This is a genomic window from Actinomyces sp. oral taxon 897, from assembly GCF_002999235.1.
GTDB lineage: Bacteria > Actinomycetota > Actinomycetes > Actinomycetales > Actinomycetaceae > Actinomyces.
Genome location: NZ_CP027236.1, coordinates 1,506,127 through 1,523,177, shown reverse-complemented (window position 1 = coordinate 1,523,177; position 17,051 = coordinate 1,506,127). Strand labels below are relative to the sequence as shown.

Sequence of the window (17,051 nt, the reverse complement as noted above, 5' to 3'; positions counted from 1 at the left end):
CACACATATGAGATGTGTCACCTGCCTTTGAAAGATCAGACATCGGACCAGTCGGACAGTGCCCGCTCAAGGTGTGATGAGGGATACATAGAGGCTAGACTGGCGTGGTGATGAACCAACACGCAGCCGATGACTCAGGACGGTGCACGGGCCGTCCCGAATCCGTCTCTGCGTCGGACGCCGCCAGGGCGCCGGGCCCCGCCGTGGGCGGCTTCGGGCCCCCGAGGCCCGCGTCGGACGCCGCCGGGACGCCGGGCCCCGGCCTGGACGGGGTGGTCGGGGCGGGCCAGGAGGCGCGGTGGGCCACCGTGGCCAGCCACAGCCGCCACCTGCTGGGGGAGGACCCCCACCTCACCCTCGCCCAGATGGCCGAGCACGCCGGGGTGGACGTCACCGCCGCCAGGCACTTCTGGCGGGCCATGGGGTTCGCCGACGCCAGCGCGGACACCACCTGCTTCACCCGGGCCGACGCTGACGCCCTGAGCCTGGTCGAGGAGCTCCACCGGGGCTCCGGCCTGCGCTCCGCCACGCTCATGGAGCTCCTGCGGGCCCAGTCCTACACCATGGACCGCCTGGTGCTGTGGGAGCTGGAGTCCCTGGTGGCCGACGTCGCCGACCGCTACGGCCTGGACGACACCTCCGCGCGCCTGGTCGCCCTGGACCAGGTGGGCGGGCTCATTGACACCCTGGGCCAGCAGCTCACCTACGTGTGGGGCCGTCACCTGGCGGCCCTCCTGGAGCGAACCGGCTCCGAGGTCGCCCAGCGCGGCCGCGAGGAGGCCGGCCCGGACCTCTACCCGCTCATACGCTCCCTGGGCTTCGTGGACATCGTCTCCTTCACCCAGCGCGCCCAGGGCATGGGGCGGGCCGAGCTGTCGGCCATGATCAACGACTTCGAGTCCACCGCCCGGGACGTCATCACCTCCCGCGGCGCCCGGGTGGTCAAGACCATCGGCGACGCCGTCATGTACATCTCCGAGGACCTGGAGGTGGCCGCCGACGTGGTCACCGCGCTGGTCGAGGAGCTCCAGTCCGGGCCGGACATGATGCTGGTACGCGCCAGCCTGGTCTCCGGGCGGGTCGTCTCCCGCTCCGGGGACGTCTTCGGCCCCACCGTCAACCTGGCCTCCCGCCTGGTGAGCACCGCCGAGCCCGGAGGGATCCGCATGGACGAGTCCACGGCCCGCGCCCTGCGTGACAGCGCCTCCGCCCGCCTGTACGAGATACGGCAGTGCCACGACGTCGTCGCCAAGGGCCTGGGCACGGTCACCCCCTGGTCGCTCAGGCGGCGCTGAGGGCGGGGCAGGGCGGCCAGGACGCCGTGGCACCCGCCGCGGTGGCCGCCCCGCCGGCGGGCGGCCGGTGGCGTGGGCCCCGGGCGCTGCTCTCCTCCTGGAGGATGATGACGCCGGGCGCTCGCCTCGCTTAGTATCGTCAGGGTGACCACTGTGCTTCTTGTTGAGGACGACCCCGCGATCTCCGAGCCCCTCGCCCGCGCCTTCGGGCGTGAGGGGTACCAGGTCCGCGCCCACGGCACCGGCACCGGTGCCCTCGCCGAGGTCCAGGACGCCGACATTATCGTCCTGGACCTGGGACTACCCGATATGGACGGGCTCGACGTGGCCCGTCAGGTCCGGGCCCAGGGCCTGGCCACCCCCATCCTCATGCTCACCGCCCGCAGCGAGGAGACCGACCTCGTCGTCGGGCTGGACGCCGGGGCGGACGACTACGTCACCAAGCCCTTCCGCCTGGCCGAGCTGCTCGCCCGCGTCCGGGCCCAGGTACGGCGGGCCTCCGGCGAGGTGGCCGAGGACTCCCTGAGCGTGGGGGGCGTCCGGGTGGACGTGGCCAGCCGACGCGCCTTCGTGGGCAGCCGCGAGCTCCAGCTGACCATCCGGGAGTTCGAGCTCCTGCGGGTCCTGGTGCGCGGCGCCTCCCTGGGGGGCGGGGCGGTGGCCGCGGACGACATACTCAAGGAGGTCTGGGGCGAGGACCCCACCGGGACCCGCCAGACCCTGGAGATGCACGTCACCTGGCTACGCCGCAAGCTCGGGGACGACGTCGACGCCCCCGCCCTGCTGGTGGCCGACGGTGAGGGCTACCGTCTCACGGCCGCCTGAGGCCGTCGGGACCGGGCGCGGCCGTCAGGAGGTGTCATGCGTCGTCGAGCCATGGAGATGACCATGGTCACGGTCCTCGTGGCCGTCGGCCTGCTGGGGATCCCCCTGGGCGGGGTGTGGGTCGTCCTGGCCATGCGCACCACCGCCGGCGCCGAGGACCGCCTGCAGGTGGTCCTCATGGTCGTGGCCACCCTCCTGGTGCTGACCGCGGTGGCCCTGGTAGCCGCCTTCGTGGTGGCCGCCAAGGTCTCACGGCGTATCTCCGCGCCCCTGATCTACCTGGCCGCCGAGGCCGAGCAGCTGGGCAGCGGCCAGGTCCGCCCCCGGCTGCGCTCCAGCGGTATCGAGGAGATCGACCTGGTCCAGGCCGAGCTCGTGCGCTCCGCCGAGCGGGTGGCCGGCCGCCTGGCGGCTGAGAGGCAGTTCGCCTCCGACGCCTCCCACCAGCTGCGCACGCCGCTGACCAGCCTCACCCTGCGCCTGGAGGAGCTGGAGCTGCTGGCCCCGGACGAGGACACCCGCGCCGAGGCCCGCGCCTGCCTGGAGCAGGTGGAACGGCTCACGGGCGTGGTGGAGGACCTGCTGAGGGTCTCGCGGCGCAAGGGCGGGGGCTCCACCGAGGCCCTACGCCTGGAGGACCTCTTTGAGCAGCAGCGTGAGGAGTGGGGCCCCGCCTTCGAGGCGGCCGGGCGCCGCCTGACCTTTAGTGACGACGTCGGGATGCCGGTCCTGGCCACCCCCGGCTCCTTGGCCCAGGTCCTAGCCACCTGCATTGAGAACTCCCTGCGCTACGGCGGGGGCACCACCAGCGTCTCGGTGCGCAGCGCCACCGGGGGGCACGGTGTCTTTATCGACGTCGCCGACCAGGGGGAGGGGATCGACGACGACCTGGCCCCCTACGTGTTCGAGCGCTCCGTGTCCGGGCACGGCTCCACGGGGGTGGGCCTGGCCCTGGCCAAGAGCCTGGTGGAGGCCGACGGCGGACGCATTGAGCTGCGTCAGCGCCGCCCTGCCGTGTTCACCGTGCTCCTCAACGCCGTCCCCAGGTCCCTGGACCCCGACCAGGTCCTGCCCCAGGGCGCCGTGGTGAGCGTGGGCCGACGGCGCCGCTTCTGAGGGGGCCTGGCGGTGGAGCGCCGCCTTACGCGGTCTCGGAGACGCCGTCCTTGCGGGCCTTGATCTTGGCCTGGGCCCAGGCGATGATCATGGGCAGCACCGAGACGAAGACGATTGCCAGGATCATGGAGTCGATATTCTTCTGGATCCAGGTCACGGAGCCCAGGAAGAAGCCCAGGCACGTGATGAGGAACGCCCAGAACGTGGCGCCAATGATGTTGAAGATCGTGAAGTGCCGGTGGCTCATCCGGCCCACGCCCGCCATAACGGGAGTGAAGGTGCGCACGATCGGCACGAACTGGGCCAGGGTCACCGCCTTGCCCCCGTGCTTCTCGAAGAAGGCCCCCGTGCGCTCCACGTGCTCCTTCTTGAACAGGCGCGAGTCCGGCCGGTTGAAGATCGACGGTCCGGCCCGGTGGCCGATGTAGTAGCCGGTCTGGTTGCCGATGACGGCGGCGAGCCACACCGCGGGCGCGGCGACCCAGATCGGCACGCCGACGGTGCCCGCGCCCACGAACATGCCCAGGGTAAAGAGCAGGGAGTCGCCGGGCAGGAAGAAGCCGACCAGCAGGCCGGTCTCGGCGAAGACGACCAGGGCCACACCCAGGACGGCCCAGGGGCCGACCCAGCTGACGAAGCTGTTAATGATGTAGGCGGGATCCAGCCACTCGGGGCCCAGGGCGGGAAGGGGCGTCGCCGGAAGGAGGGAGTGGGCGGCGGTCAGAGCAGTCACGGCGTCACCCTAGGCGTACCGGCCCCCAGGTGCTGGGAGACGGACCACGGGCAGCCTATGGGATCGGCCACGTGGGGACCGGGGGCGGTAGGCCCGCCCCCGCCCTTGTGGGACCGGCCGGACCGGCCTGGCCCGGTGGCAGTCCCGGGCGCGGGGCCGTCACGACTGACCGACTGCGGAGTGACGCCAATCGCGCGGGCAGCCCCGGGCGCGGGGCCATTAGGCGTCGTCGGCCTGCTGCGCGTCGGCGGGGCCCGCCGGGCCGGGCTCGGGTGCGCCCCCGGTGAAGACGATGTAGTGGTAGAAGACGAAGCGGAAGGCGGTACCCAGGCCGAACCCGACGACGTAGGCGGCGATATTGTCCGCCACCGCCCCGGTGAGGTACAGGACGTGGTGGGTGAAGAAGATACAGAACTGGGTGATGAGCAGGCCGCCGACGTTGGCGAAGACGAAGAGCAGGGCCTCGCGCCCCACGTCCTGGCGCGTCCGGCCCCGGTAGGTCCACAGGCGGTTGGCCACCCAGGAGAAGACCGTCGCAGTGCTGGCGCTGACTACGTTCGCGGTGTTGGCGTGCCCGGCCAGGAGGCCCAGGGGCCCGTGCTGGAGGGCGTTGAACAGGCCCGCGTCAATGACGAAGGCGAGCGCCCCGACCAGGCCGAACTGGACGAACTCCCGTCCCAGGGCCACCAGGCGGGTACGCAGGCTCCGAGGACGTGGGGGAGGGCTCTGCTTGGTCACGGACCGATCCTAGGAGGCCGCCGACCAGGGGGGACGACGTCGTCCACGCTTTCGGGGCCTACCTCACTAATGCGAGGAGGGCCGCGGGGCCAGCGGCCTCGGGCCCTCGGCTCACGGTATCCAGGTCATCTGGACCGTACGGTCCCACACCCAGCTCACCCAGAACAGCTGCCCGACCACCCCCGCCACGAGCAGGAGCGCACGCACCCGGGTGCCGGCCCGGCCCACCGCCCACGCCGCGGGGGCCAGCGGCAGCAGGAGGCGGAAGACCGAGGACGTAGGGTCAAAGAAGACCAGGAGGTAGAGGCAGTAGGACACGCACCAGCACCAGGGGACCGCACCCAGGGACCGGACCCCCGGGGCGCTGAGCACCAGGGCCCCGGCCGCGAGCACGCCCAGCACCAGCAGCCACCCCAGGTGAGGGCCCACCCAGGTGGCGCTGCGGGCCAGCCACGGCAGGACGTCAGGGGCCGCCCCCTGGCGCCAAGCCGTCTCGGTGGCCGTGTAGGCGTCCACCCGCCCCGTGACCAGCCAGGCCGCCACCGGCCAGGCCGCCGTCGCCGTCGCCGCCCCCAGCACCAGCACCAGGAGCCCACGACGCTGCCGGGCCTCCAGGACCTCGTGGCCCGGCAGGAGGCGGGCCAAGGCCGCCCGGGGTACCGTCCCCCGGGCCTGGGCCTCCTCCATGAGCCACCACAGGCCCAGGGCGCCGGTCAGGGGCACCCCCACCGGCCGGGCCAGGGCGGCCAGGGCGACCAGGGGCAGGGCCGCCAGGAACCGCCGTCGCCCCGCCAGCCACAGGCCCGCGCAGACCAGGAGCAGCCCCAGGGACTCCCCGTAGGGCACCTGGAGGACGGCCGCGCAGGGGGAGGACCACACCAGGGCGACCGCCCACAGCGACGCCGCCCCTCCCGCCCGGGGGGCGAGCCACCGGTCCAGGACCACGGCCGCCCCCGCGCTCGCGGCCAGGCAGACGACGGCGGCAAGCGGGTAGAAGCCCGCCCCGCTCCAGGTCAGCAGCCCGGTCAGCAGCGGCAGGAGGGGCATAAAGGCCCAGGCGTTCTGCTGGACCACCCCCGCCCCGTCCACGGGCAGGACGGCGGGGTAGCCCTGTCTGGCGATCCGCTCGTACCAGCCGGCGTCCCAGAAACGCAGGTGCTCGCCCCAGGAGGGCGCCGGACCAGCCCAGGGCGTCGCCCCGGTGTCGGCGGCACCCAGGCGCAGAATGAGCAGGCTGGTCGCCGTGCAGGCGGCCCAGAGAGCCAGCACCTGCACGGTGCGGGGAGGTCGAGGAAGCACGGTGGCAGCCTACGGGGCCCGCCCGCCCCGCCGCTCCGGTCGTGCCCGGCACCCTTTCGCAAGGTCCCGGTGCTCGGGTGCCGCTGGCCGGGACCGGAAGGTAGGCTGGGGGCGTGAGCACACCGGTCGTGGCTGTTGTCGGAGGTGGGCAGCTGGCCCGCATGATGCAGGAGGAGGCCTCGGCCCTGGGGATCCACCTGCGGGCCCTGGTGGAGGCCCCTGACGGCTCCACCGCCCAGGTCACCGTGGACGCCCCCGTGGGCGCCGCCGACGACCCGGGCGCGGTCCGCCGGGTCGTGGCCGGCGCGGACGTGCTCACCTTCGAGCACGAGCACCAGGACCCCGCCCTGCTGACCGCCCTCCAGGCTGAGGGGGTCAGCGTCCGGCCCGGCCCCCAGGCCCTGCTCCTGGCCCGCGACAAGCTCGCCATGCGTCGGGCCATGAGCCGGGCGGGCCTGCCCCAGCCCGTCTGGGCGGAGGTGACCGGGAGCGCCGACCAGGTGCGTCATGCCGTGACGGACTTCGCCGCCGATCACGGCTGGCCCCTGGTCCTCAAGACCCCGCGCGGCGGCTACGACGGCCACGGCGTCCTGCTGGTGCGCGACGCCGAGGACCTGGGGCGGGGCGAGGCCGCTGAGTGGATCGACGTCGTGGCCCGCGCCGGGGCCGGGCTGCCCACCACCCAGGCCGGTGGCGGCGGCAGCCTGGGCGGCGCGACGGTCACCAGCCTGCTGGTGGAGGAGGCCGTCCCCTTCACCCGTGAGCTCGCCGTGCTCCTGGCGCGCCGCCCCAGCGGGCAGACCGAGCTGTGGCCCGTGGCGCAGACCGTCCAGAGGGACGGCATGTGCGCCGAGGTCATCGCCCCCGCGCCGGGGCTGTCCGCGCAGGCGGTGGCGGAGGCGGAGAGGATCGGGCGGGCCGTGGCGGAGCACTGCGGGGTCACCGGCGTCCTGGCCGTCGAGCTCTTCTGCGTGGAGCGGCCGGGCGAGCCCGCGCGCCTGTACGTCAACGAGCTGGCCATGCGTCCCCACAACTCCGGTCACTGGACCCAGGACGGCGCCGTGACCAGCCAGTTCGCCCAGCACCTGCGTGCCGTCCTGGACCTGCCCCTGGGCTCGACCGCCCTGACGGCCCCGGCCACCGTCATGGTCAACCACATTGGCGCCCAGGTGGAGCCGGGCCCGGACGCCCTGGCCCGGGCACTCGCGGCGGACGCGCAGGCGCACGTCCACCTCTACGGCAAGGGCTGGCGGCCCGGCCGCAAGCTCGGGCACGTCAATATCACCTGCCCCGGTACCGGTCCCGCTGACATTGACCAGGCCCTGGCCCGGGCCCGCGCGGTGGTGGCCGCCCTCGGGGGCAGGTCCTGAGACGGCGGGGAGGCACCGGTCACGGTGAGGGCGACCGGCCTGGCCGGGGGCAGGTCCTGAGACGACGGGGAGACGCGTAGGCGCTGGCAGGGGCGGCGCGTCGGACCCGCCCCTCCCCGGGGTCCCGCGTACTGTGGCAGCCCCACGACCTGAAGGAATATGACATGACTAACGCAGCCCCCCTGGTCGGCATTGTGATGGGCTCGGACTCCGACTGGCCCACCATGAGCGCCGCCGCCGACGTCCTGGACGAGTTCCAGGTCCCCTACGAGGCCGACGTGGTCTCCGCCCACCGTATGCCCGACGAGATGATCAGCTACGGCCGGGGCGCCGCGGGTAGGGGCCTGCGGGTCGTGATCGCGGGCGCGGGCGGGGCCGCACACCTGCCGGGCATGCTGGCGGCCGTCACCGAGCTGCCCGTCATCGGTGTGCCCGTGCCGCTCAGGCACCTTGACGGCATGGACTCCCTGCTCTCGATCGTGCAGATGCCCGCGGGCGTGCCCGTGGCCACGGTCTCCATTGGCGGGGCCCGCAACGCCGGGCTCCTGGCGGTCCGTGTCCTGGGGGCCGGCCAGGGCCCGCAGGCGCAGCGGCTGCGTGAGGCCATGCTCGGCTTCCAGGACCGGCTCTCCCAGGTGGCCCACGCCAAGGGGGAGGCGCTGCGCCAGCGCCGCTGCCAGGGCTGAGGCCCGTCGGCACTACCGGGCGCGGGGCAGGGCGTCCACCCGCACCGCCTGCGCGCCCTCTTAAGAGCGAGTCTCGGCAGGCCCGGCAGCTGGCCGCGGCGGCCCCCTGTCGTTCGGTTCTGTTCGATTCTGCTCGGATCTGGGGTTTTCGGCCACCCTGTGCGCTACGATGGGCCCATGAGCATTCTCGTTGCCGGAGGCGCCGGCTACATCGGCGCCCACGTGGTCCGACTCCTTCTTGAGCGCGGGGACGAGGTGGTCGTCGTCGACGACCTCTCCTACGGCTCCCCCAGCCGCGTCAAGGGTGCCGACGTCGTCGAGCTCGACGTCGCCTCCGGTGGGGCGGTCAAGGTCCTCACCGACCTCATGGAGTCCCGGGGCGTGAGCGCCGTCATCCACTTCGCCGCCCGTAAGCAGGTGGGGGAGTCCGTGGCCCGCCCGGCCTGGTACTACCAGCAGAACGTCGGTGGTCTGGCCAATATGATGCTGGCCATGGAGCGCGCCCGCGTGGACCAGATGATCTTCTCCTCCTCAGCGGCCGTCTACGGGATGCCCCCGGTGGACGTCGTGAACGAGGACGTCGAGTGCCACCCCATTAACCCCTACGGGGAGACCAAGCTGATCGGGGAGTGGATGATGGCGGACTCCGAGAGGGCCTGGGGCCTGCGCTGGGCCGGGCTGCGCTACTTCAACGTGGCGGGCGCCGGCTGGGACGACCTGGGTGACATGGCCACCCTCAACCTCATCCCCATGGTCATGGAGCGTCTGGCCAAGGGGGAGGCCCCCAAGATCTTTGGCACCGACTACCCCACCCCTGACGGCACCTGCGTCCGTGACTACATCCACGTGCGGGATCTGGCGACGGCGCACATTGCCGCCCTGGACTACCTCGCCAGCGGCAGGACCATGACCGAGCACGTCTTCAACGTCGGCACCGGGCAGGGGGCCTCCGTGCGCGAGGTCGTCTCCAAGGTCATTGCCGCTACCGGCCTGGACGTGGTGCCCGAGGAGCTGGACCGCCGCGCCGGGGACCCGCCCCAGCTCATCGGCGACGCCACGCGCATTGGCAAGGTGCTGGGCTGGCGAGCCGAGCACGACCTGGACGACATTGTCACCTCCTCCTACACCTCCTGGCAGGCCGACCCCGCCCGCCCGCACTTCGTCTGACCGGCTCCGCCCGCGGGTACGTGCCCGTCCCAGGCACGTACCCGCGAGGGCCCTGCGCACCCGCGCGGGCGGGGGTCAGGAGTGGTTGAAGGAGGCCTTGGTCAGGGTCCCGTTGCGCAGGGCCTCAAAGAAGCCTGGTGCCGTGGTGTCCTTCAGCAGGACCGCGGCACCGATACCGCCGGGCTCGTAGTCCAGTGACTCGATCGGGGGCGCACCGGTCAGGCCGTCGTGCGAGGCGGAGCGGAAGGCCATGACCATGCGCGCCAGGGAGGGGACCGTGGCCTGCCGGTCCACGGTCAGCGCCTGGGTGCCGGCGTCGACCAGGGAGTCCTGCCGGAAGGGGTTGAGCAGCGTGCCGACGTTCATGGCCTTGGAGACCACCGCCGAGATGACCGCCCGCTGGCGCAGGCCACGACCGATGTCCCCGGTGGGATCCGACTTGCGCATACGGGAGTAGGCCAGCGCCTTGGTGCCGTCCACATCCTGGCAGGTGCCCCGGGACGTGTCCCACACCAGCCCGGAGTCCGCGTCGTCCACGTCGTAGTCCAGGCAGACCGAGATGCCGCCGACGGCGTCCACGAGCTGGGCGACCCCGTTCATACCGACCTCCACGTAGTGGTCAACGGTCAGCCCGGTGAGCTTCTCGACGGTCCTGACCGTCAGGGCCGGGCCCTCGTAGGAGTAGGCCGCGTTGATCTTGTCCTCGCCGTACCCGGGGATCTCCACGTAGGTGTCCCTGGGCAGGGTGGTCAGTGAGGCCTGCCCGTTGGGCGCCTTGTGCAGGAGCATGATCGAGTCGCTGCGCGCACCCTCGGTGTCGTCGGTCACGGCGGCGTCACGTGCGTCGGAACCCACAATGAGCCAGGTCTCACCTGGGGTGTCCGCGGCCCCAGAGAGGGCGTCGACCCTGTGGAGCCTGCTGCTGACGTCGTCCACCAGCATCCAGATGCGGCCGGCCACCAGGACCAGCAGGACCACCAGGACCAGGACGGCCCACCGCAGTGGGCGCCGCCGACGTCCCGACGTCGGTCCCTCGGGCCCCCCGGGGAACGGGGAGCCAGCAGGCAACGGGTCGCCGGGCCGAGGGAGCTGACGGGCTGGTCCTGGCGGTTGGGTGTAGCCCACCTGGCCGGGCTGCCCGGGACGGACCTGGCCCGGGCGCGTCCGGCTGCTGGGGGAGCCGGGCAGCAGCCGGGTCCGGTCAGGCCCCTCCGCCCCGTCCCGGGAGGACTGGCCGGGCCTGGGCGCAGCGCGTCGGTGCCCCTCGGGCCCGCCACCGGGTCCGGAGGCGGCCAGTGGCACCGCTGAGGAGCCGGAACGGGCCCGGCTGTGGGGCCCGGGGGCCGGTGCGCCGCCAGCGGGCCGGGGTGGTGAGGGAGGGCCGGACCGGGTGGGGCGGGGGGCCTGGGGTACCGGTCGCGGCTGCCGGGGACTGCCGTCCCCTCCGGGCTGCCCGCCCTCCTGACCGGGGGTCCCCGGTTGGGGGAGGCGCTGGGAGAGGGGGCGCCGGGGCGTGCTCCCCGAGCGTCCCGCGGACGCCGGCGGTGGCCCCTGGGAGGCGCCTGCCTGGTGCGCGGAGGTACGGCGTGGGGCTGCTGCCTGCGGCGGGTCCTGCCTGGGCGCGGGCCGCTGACGCCTCGCACCGGGGACGAAGGAGGGCGGGATGAGTGAGTCGTCGGCGCCAGGATGGTTCGAGGGGGTCTCAGGTGTCATGCGGTGCCCCTCAGCGGCACTCGAGCGCGGGGTCCTTGGTGGGGACCGGGGCGCTCTGGCCGGAAGGGGCGGGCGCCGGAGCAGGTGCGGGCGCCGGGGCACCCTGATCGGGCGTGGTCTCCTGGCCGTCAGAGGCGCTGGGCGTCGAGGGCTGGTCCGTGGGGGCGGTGGTGGAGCCGTCCGCGGAGGTGTGGGTGATAGTGCCGGGGATCGGGGCGTCCTTCCTCAGGGCCTCCCAGACCGTGCTGGCGTCGTCCGTAGGGATCACGCGGTTGTCGTCCAGGGGGTCGACCGTGTTGGGCATGGTAATGAAGTTGACGTTCTGCATCCCGATGCTGTTCATGCTCATGGCCAGCCCCGCCAGGGTGGACAGGTTGCCGATCGCGGGGTCCACGGTCAGGGACGACAAGGTGGCTGAGATAAAGTCGTACAGAGCCGGTCCCTCGGTTAGGAGGTTCTTGTTCATGGCCGCTCGCATCATGGCGGCCATGAGCTTCTGCTGGCGGCTGATACGGGAGATGTCGGAGCCGTCGCCGACGCTGTAGCGGGTCCGGGCGTAGCCGAGTGCCTGCTGCCCGTTGAGCCGCTGGCAGCCTGCGCTCAGGGAGAGGTCAGCGTTCTGGTCCTCAATGGGCTCGTCCAGGTACATGGGGACGCCGCCCAGGGCGTTGACCATGCTCTCAAAGCCCGAGAAGTCAATGACCATAAAGTTTTCAATGCGCATTCCGGTGAGGTTCGCCACCGTCCTCATGGCGCAGGCTGCGGCGTACTTGGTGTCAGCGGGGTTGCTGCTGCTGTTGGCGCCGGTAGAGAAGGCCGAGTTGAACATGGCGTAGCTCTGCGCCTCGCTCTTGCTCCCGTCGGGCAGCTTGCAGGAGGGGATGGAGAGCATGGTGTCGCGGGGTATTGAGACGACGTCAATACGCTTGCGGTCCGCCGAGAGGTGGAAGATCACGGTGGTGTCGGAGCGCATCCCCTCGGTGCCGTCGTCGTACTCGCCTTCCCTGCGGACGTCCGAGCCCATAATGAGGATATTGACGGGCCTGCCGTCAAAGTCGTCAACGGGGTGCGAGGGCGCGGCGGTCGGGTCGTCCACCAGCAGCGTGGTGACGTCCTGCCTGTCGATCTGGGAGTTGAGCTGGTTGTACACCCCGTAGGCCGCGGAGGTCAGGAACAGCGCGATGGCGAGGAGGGACAGACCGAACCGTCGGCCGATGTGCCGGCTGAGGTCCTTGGTGGAGTGGCGCGCGCGCGACATGGGAGACGGTGGCATGGACACGATCATACGGAACCCGGCGCCGGTGCGTACACTAGGGCCCAGGGTTTGAGAGCCTGCCCACGTCATAGTCCCTGGCATGTTTGATGACGTGAGACCTAAGAGACAATCTAAGACTATTAGAAATACTGGTTGATCATGTCAACGAGGTCCATCCCGTAGTAGCGGGCGGCCGCCCAGCCTGCGCGGGCGGGGTTCTCCTGGATGCCGAGGTACTGGACGTAGGAGGCTGACCCCTTGCGCACGTAGGCGAACCTCGGGTCGACGACGGCGTGGGCCAGGGCGCCCGGGGTCACCTGGGGGTCGGCGTAGGCACGCAGGTGCTGGACCTGGGCACGCAGGCCGGTGCGCACGTCGGGGAACCAGTTGCCGGCTGCCCCGCCGCCGGTGGCGCCAATGCCACCGAAGTTGAACTGCTCGACGGCGACGTCACCGGTGAACTGGAGCCACCCTGTCTCCTTCATCACCTGGGCGAAGAGCAGCTCGGGGCTGACCCCCTCGGCGACCGCCTCGTCGTAGACCATGGCAAAGAACTCCTGGGGCGTACCCGCCCCTCCGGCTGTGAGGGCCCATGCGGGGTAGGAGCAGCCCGATGCCGCGTAGGCCGAGGTCATGGTGGCGATCAGGACGTCCCTGGAGGCTGTCGGGGCGGCCATGACCGGGCGCAGGGTCTGGGACGCGGTGGCTACGCCGTCGACGTAGCGGGTGTAGGTCCACCCGTCCAGGACCCAGCCGTTGAGGTAGCCGGTCCACGCCCCGCTGCTGGTGAAGCCGGACCACTGCCCCTGGACCTGGACGGTTCCCGTGACCATGGCTCCTGAGGCCCCCAACCAGTACCAGGAGCCGTTGCTGGGCAGCCAACCGGTGACCATGGCACCGGTGGAGTCCAGGAAGTACCACTGCGAGCCGATCTGGAGCCAGCCGGTGGCCATGGCACCGGTGACGGAATCCAGGTAGTACCAGGAGGAGCCCACCTGGATCCACCCCCTGACCATGGCCCCTGAGGCTCCCAGGTAGTACCAGGAGCCGCCGCTGGGCAGCCAGCCGGTAACCATGGCGCCGGTGGAGTCCAGGTAGTACCACGATCCTGAGTCCTGTACCCAGCCCGTGGCACTGGCGCCGTCCGGGGTCCGGTAGTACCACCGGCCGCCGGAGGCCACCCAGGTGCCGCGGGACAGGGAGGCGGGATCCGCCTGCCCGTGGCCGTCCTGCCCGGTCGCAGCGACCTGGTCGGAGCCCGCGGCCGGGCGGACTACCGCGGGAACGGCAGGCACCTCCTGCGCCCAGGCCCCGGAGGAGCCCGGGACGACAAGGCCTGCGAGGACCGCAGGCACCACGAGCGCGGGGCGCAGGTATCGAGGAACGGTCACAAAGGACTCCTTCGGGCGGCACTGCACGCACGTGCGCCGACTTGGGGAACACGTGCCGGTGCGACTGACGGGATTCACGGCGCATCCTAGCCCTCGGCTTACTGGCCCGCGAGGACGGTCCTATACTGTGCCCGCACCGACGCTCAGCCCACTGGAGGAAGTATGCGTGTTCCCGTGCCCGCACCGGGAAGGACCGGGCTTCCGCTGGCGGTCCGGTACGCCAGGACCAGGCACGGGGCGGTCGACGTCAGCTCAGGCGGCGCGGGCGGTGGCAGATGACTCACGTTATCGCCGGTGTCCTGCTGGCGGCCACGGTCCTGATCGCCCCCGGGTTGCTCCTGGCCCGCCTGGGGGGTGTACGCGGCTGGGGGGCGGTGAGCGCCGCACTACCGCTGAGCTGTGCCGTCACAGGGATCTCGGAGGTCGTGGCCGCTGCCGGCGGGTGGGCCTGGGTTCCCTGGGGCTGGGCCGCGATCGCGGGGACCACGGCTGTGGCCGCCGGTGTCCTCGCGGTTATCCGTCGGGTCTGCCCCGGGGACTGGCGGGCCCGGCCCGATGACGGGCCGCGTGACCCGCGTGCTCGGCGTGGCGACCTCGTGCCCTGCGCGGTCGTGGTCGCATGCCTCGTCCTCGCCGTGGGGACGCTGATCGGCATGGGCTCGGTATCCACCCCGGGCCAGTCCTTTGACATCGTCTTCCACCTCAATGCCGTCCAGGCGATCCGGGAGACAGGCAACGCCTCCAGCTTCGGGAGCATGGCGGTCCTCTACCAGGGGGCCCCGACCTACTACCCGACCGTGTGGCACGGGGTGGTCGCCCTGCTCCCCGCCAGTGTGACGGTCGCCTCGAATATCATGGTGCTCGTCGTGGGCTCCCTGGCCTGGCCGCTGGCCGTGACCGGCCTGCTGACCGAGGCTCTTGACGACGACGCCCGCCCTCAGAACCGTACCGCGGTCGCCCTGGCCGTCGTCCTGAGCGCCGCCACGGTGGGGGCCCCGACAATGCTGCTGGGCACCCTGTCGGTGTGGGCCTACAGCGTGAGCGTGGTCTGCCTGCCCGGGGTGCTCGTCCTGGGACTGCGTCTGGTGCGCGTCCTGTCCCTGACGGTGGCTGACAAGGGGGACGGTCGGACTCGTCAGGCGCTCTTACGTGATCTGCTGACGAGTGGTCTGCTGCTCCTGGGGGCGGCTGCCGGGACGGCCCTGTCTCACGGTGCGGGCGCCTTCAATATCGCGGTGCTCCTGGCGCCGCTCACCGTGATCGTCCTGGTGCGCCTGGTGAGGGCCGGAGGCCGGTGCAGGACAATGACACTGTCGGTCCTGGGCGTGCTTGCCGTCTGCGTCCTGGCGGGAGCATGGGTCATGCGAGGTACCCTGGCCCTGGTCCTGAGCTATCCACGTCCTGGTGGGAGCCTGCTGGGAACGCTGGGGCAGGCGCTGCTCGACCTGCCGCAGTACGGTCCTCTCGCCTCCCACGGCCTGCCGCTGGGAGGCACGGTGTGTGTCCTGGCGGTGCTGGCGGCGGTGCACGTGCCCCAGGCACGTCCCTGGCTGGTGGCGGCGGTACTGGCGCTGTGCCTCGTTGTGCTTATAGGAGGCCCCCAGTGGTGGGGGCGTCAGATCGGTAGCCCGTGGTACCTGCAGAAGGCCCGTGTTCAGCCGATCCTCGTTGTCCCCGGCCTGGTGCTGGCCGCCATGGGGCTGCGCTACCTGCTGGGGAGACACCCTGGACGCAGGGCGCTCGCCGTCCTTGCCGCGGTCGTGTGCGTGACGGCACTGGGACGTGTGCCGCTGCAGGCGGCCCTGGCGGGGTCGGTCCACAATGCCACGCAGATCGCCTACGGTGTCCTGGTCACGCCTGAGGAGGCGAGTTTCATGGCGTCAGCGGGCGGCCGTCTTCCCGCTGACGCCGTAGTCGTCGGCGCACCGTCGCGAGGTGCGAGCTACCTGTGGTCGCTGGGGGGTGTCAACGTCGTGTACCCGCTGCGCTCAGAGCCGACGCCTGGGTCGGCCGCGGAGCTCCTGGCACGCCAGGAGCCGGACCTGCGCCCGGGCTCGTACACCTGCGACCTGCTGCACGAGCTGGGGGCTGAGTACTACCTCAAGGTTGACCGGAGCGGTACCGAGTGGGAGGGGCGGCAGGCCCCTCTGCGCTGGGACACGGCCCTGACCGCGTGGCCTACTGACGATATGGAGCTGGTGGCCTCGGCGAGCACGGTCAGCCTGTGGAGAATCGCCTCCTGCGGCTGACCGCGTCTACGGGCGAGAGCCTGACGCCGGGGGAGGCGGGACGCGAGGCCGGTGGTGCCGTTGTCACGCTGTAGAATCCTGGTGATTCAGCGGCCCGCTCGGGTCCCTGCCGAACTAGGAGGATGGATGCCAAAGGCCCTTATCACCGGAGGTGCTGGTTTTATCGGCCAGTACGTGGCGCGTGAGCTCAGTGACCGGGGATGGCAGGTTACCGCCCTGGACGTGCTGCACCCTCAGGTCCACAACGACCCTCAAGGGGCTGTGGACCGGTTTCCCGGAAAGGTCGTGGTCGGTGACACCACCGTACCGGCCGACTGGGAGCAGGCGGGGCCTGCCGACGTCATTATCCACCTGGCGGCTGAGACCGGGACCGCCCAGTCCATGTACGAGACTGAACGCTACCGTCACGTCAATGTTGACGGGACCCGGCTTGCCGCCGAGCACGCCCTGTCCTGGGACGCGCCCGTGGTCTTCACCTCCTCCCGTGCCGTCTATGGTGAGGGGCCCTACGTCTGCCCCTCCCACGGCCAGGTCACAGGGGCGTGCTGTGAGCAGGCCGTCTCACGTGACTCCAGGGAGGACGACGCCCTGGCCCCGGTCTCCTTCTACGGCCAGACCAAGGTCGAGGGCGAGGCGCTCCTGACCCGGGCCCTGACCGGACGCGTCCCGCTGGCGGTCGTCCGCCCGCAGAACGTGGTCGGCCCTGGTCAGGCGCTCCACAACCCCTACACCGGTGTCCTGGCTGCGTTCCTGGCCCGTCTGCGTGAGGGCCGTCCCCTGACCGTCTACGGGGACGGCTCGGCCACCAGGGACTTCGTGCACGTTGCCGACCTGGCGCAGCTCCTGGCCTGGCTCGCTGCCGGGCACGACGACGTCGCCTGCCCGTTGACCGTCAACTGCGGCACAGGGGTCCGCACCAACCTCACCCAGATGGCGCAGGCCGCTGCCGCCGGATCCCCCCAGGGCGTCGCCCGTATTGAGTATCTTCCGGTTCACCGGGCCGGCGACATTGAGCACGCCTGCGCCGACATGACCCGTTACCGCGCTATCGGCGCCCCGCAGCAGAAGTGGACCAGCCAGGAGGCCATCACTGACTTTATCCGGGCCTCGTGGAACCAGCCCGGGGTGGACTCCAGCGCCTGGGACCGCGCCCTGGACGAGCTCGCTCAGAGGGGCATGGCCTCCCAGCAGGAGCAGGGTAGGTAATTCCATAT

At 71.6% G+C, this 17,051-nt stretch carries 13 protein-coding genes and 1 pseudogene; 8 read left to right on the top strand and 6 right to left on the bottom strand.

The window, feature by feature from the left end; translation table 11 throughout:
- Nucleotides 1–110: 110 nt before the first annotated feature.
- The 3 genes from C3V41_RS06165 (at nt 111) to C3V41_RS06155 (ending at nt 3,236) form a co-directional block, all read left to right on the top strand.
- Nucleotides 111–1,295 (top strand): adenylate/guanylate cyclase domain-containing protein, encoded by a 1,185-nt coding sequence (locus C3V41_RS06165; protein WP_106110708.1) that lies wholly within the window; start codon nt 111–113, stop codon nt 1,293–1,295.
- A gap of 144 nt (nt 1,296–1,439) precedes the next feature.
- Complete coding sequence (locus C3V41_RS06160; RefSeq protein WP_106109537.1) at nt 1,440–2,120, top strand: response regulator transcription factor; 681 nt, start codon at nt 1,440–1,442, stop codon at nt 2,118–2,120.
- A gap of 36 nt (nt 2,121–2,156) precedes the next feature.
- On the top strand, nt 2,157–3,236 hold the full coding sequence (locus C3V41_RS06155) for a sensor histidine kinase (RefSeq protein ID WP_106109536.1): 1,080 nt from the start codon (nt 2,157–2,159) through the stop codon (nt 3,234–3,236).
- A 25-nt stretch (nt 3,237–3,261) separates the two neighbouring features.
- On the opposite strand, the gene C3V41_RS06150 is transcribed toward C3V41_RS06155, so the two are convergent.
- The 3 genes from C3V41_RS06150 to C3V41_RS06140 all read right to left on the bottom strand — a co-directional run bounded on the left by C3V41_RS06150 (nt 3,262) and on the right by C3V41_RS06140 (nt 6,006).
- Nucleotides 3,262–3,969, bottom strand: coding sequence for a DedA family protein (locus tag C3V41_RS06150; protein ID WP_106109535.1), 708 nt, complete (start codon nt 3,967–3,969; stop codon nt 3,262–3,264).
- A 219-nt stretch (nt 3,970–4,188) separates the two neighbouring features.
- Entirely contained in the window at nt 4,189–4,707 is a 519-nt protein-coding gene (locus tag C3V41_RS06145; protein ID WP_106109534.1) for a GtrA family protein, read from the bottom strand.
- Between the two features lie 111 nt (nt 4,708–4,818).
- Nucleotides 4,819–6,006, bottom strand: a complete 1,188-nt coding sequence (locus C3V41_RS06140; RefSeq protein ID WP_106109533.1) for a hypothetical protein — start codon at nt 6,004–6,006, stop codon at nt 4,819–4,821.
- 113 nt (nt 6,007–6,119) lie between these two features.
- On the opposite strand from C3V41_RS06140, the gene C3V41_RS06135 reads away from it, so the two are divergent.
- From C3V41_RS06135 to galE, 3 genes are all read left to right on the top strand, one after another.
- On the top strand, nt 6,120–7,376 hold the full coding sequence (locus tag C3V41_RS06135; protein ID WP_106109532.1) for a 5-(carboxyamino)imidazole ribonucleotide synthase: 1,257 nt from the start codon (nt 6,120–6,122) through the stop codon (nt 7,374–7,376).
- A 164-nt stretch (nt 7,377–7,540) separates the two neighbouring features.
- Entirely contained in the window at nt 7,541–8,062 is a 522-nt protein-coding gene (purE, locus tag C3V41_RS06130; protein WP_106109531.1) for a 5-(carboxyamino)imidazole ribonucleotide mutase, read from the top strand.
- A 177-nt stretch (nt 8,063–8,239) separates the two neighbouring features.
- Nucleotides 8,240–9,229, top strand: coding sequence for a UDP-glucose 4-epimerase GalE (gene galE / locus C3V41_RS06125; RefSeq protein ID WP_106109530.1), 990 nt, complete (start codon nt 8,240–8,242; stop codon nt 9,227–9,229).
- 75 nt (nt 9,230–9,304) lie between these two features.
- Here the strand turns inward: galE and C3V41_RS13680 are convergent, their stop codons facing one another.
- The 3 genes and pseudogenes from C3V41_RS13680 to C3V41_RS06110 form a co-directional block, all read right to left on the bottom strand.
- On the bottom strand, nt 9,305–10,207 hold the full coding sequence (locus tag C3V41_RS13680; protein WP_254423707.1) for an LCP family protein: 903 nt from the start codon (nt 10,205–10,207) through the stop codon (nt 9,305–9,307).
- Between the two features lie 745 nt (nt 10,208–10,952).
- On the bottom strand, nt 10,953–12,215 hold the full coding sequence (locus C3V41_RS06115; protein WP_106110707.1) for an LCP family protein: 1,263 nt from the start codon (nt 12,213–12,215) through the stop codon (nt 10,953–10,955).
- A gap of 122 nt (nt 12,216–12,337) precedes the next feature.
- Nucleotides 12,338–13,381 (bottom strand): annotated as a pseudogene (locus C3V41_RS06110) (glucosaminidase domain-containing protein); the annotation flags it as partial.
- A 482-nt stretch (nt 13,382–13,863) separates the two neighbouring features.
- Between C3V41_RS06110 and C3V41_RS06105 the strand changes: the two are divergent.
- Both C3V41_RS06105 and C3V41_RS06100 read left to right on the top strand, forming a co-directional pair.
- Entirely contained in the window at nt 13,864–15,837 is a 1,974-nt protein-coding gene (locus C3V41_RS06105; protein WP_106109528.1) for a DUF6541 family protein, read from the top strand.
- A 126-nt stretch (nt 15,838–15,963) separates the two neighbouring features.
- On the top strand, nt 15,964–17,043 hold the full coding sequence (locus C3V41_RS06100) for an NAD-dependent epimerase/dehydratase family protein (protein ID WP_106109527.1): 1,080 nt from the start codon (nt 15,964–15,966) through the stop codon (nt 17,041–17,043).
- Nucleotides 17,044–17,051: the final 8 nt, after the last annotated feature.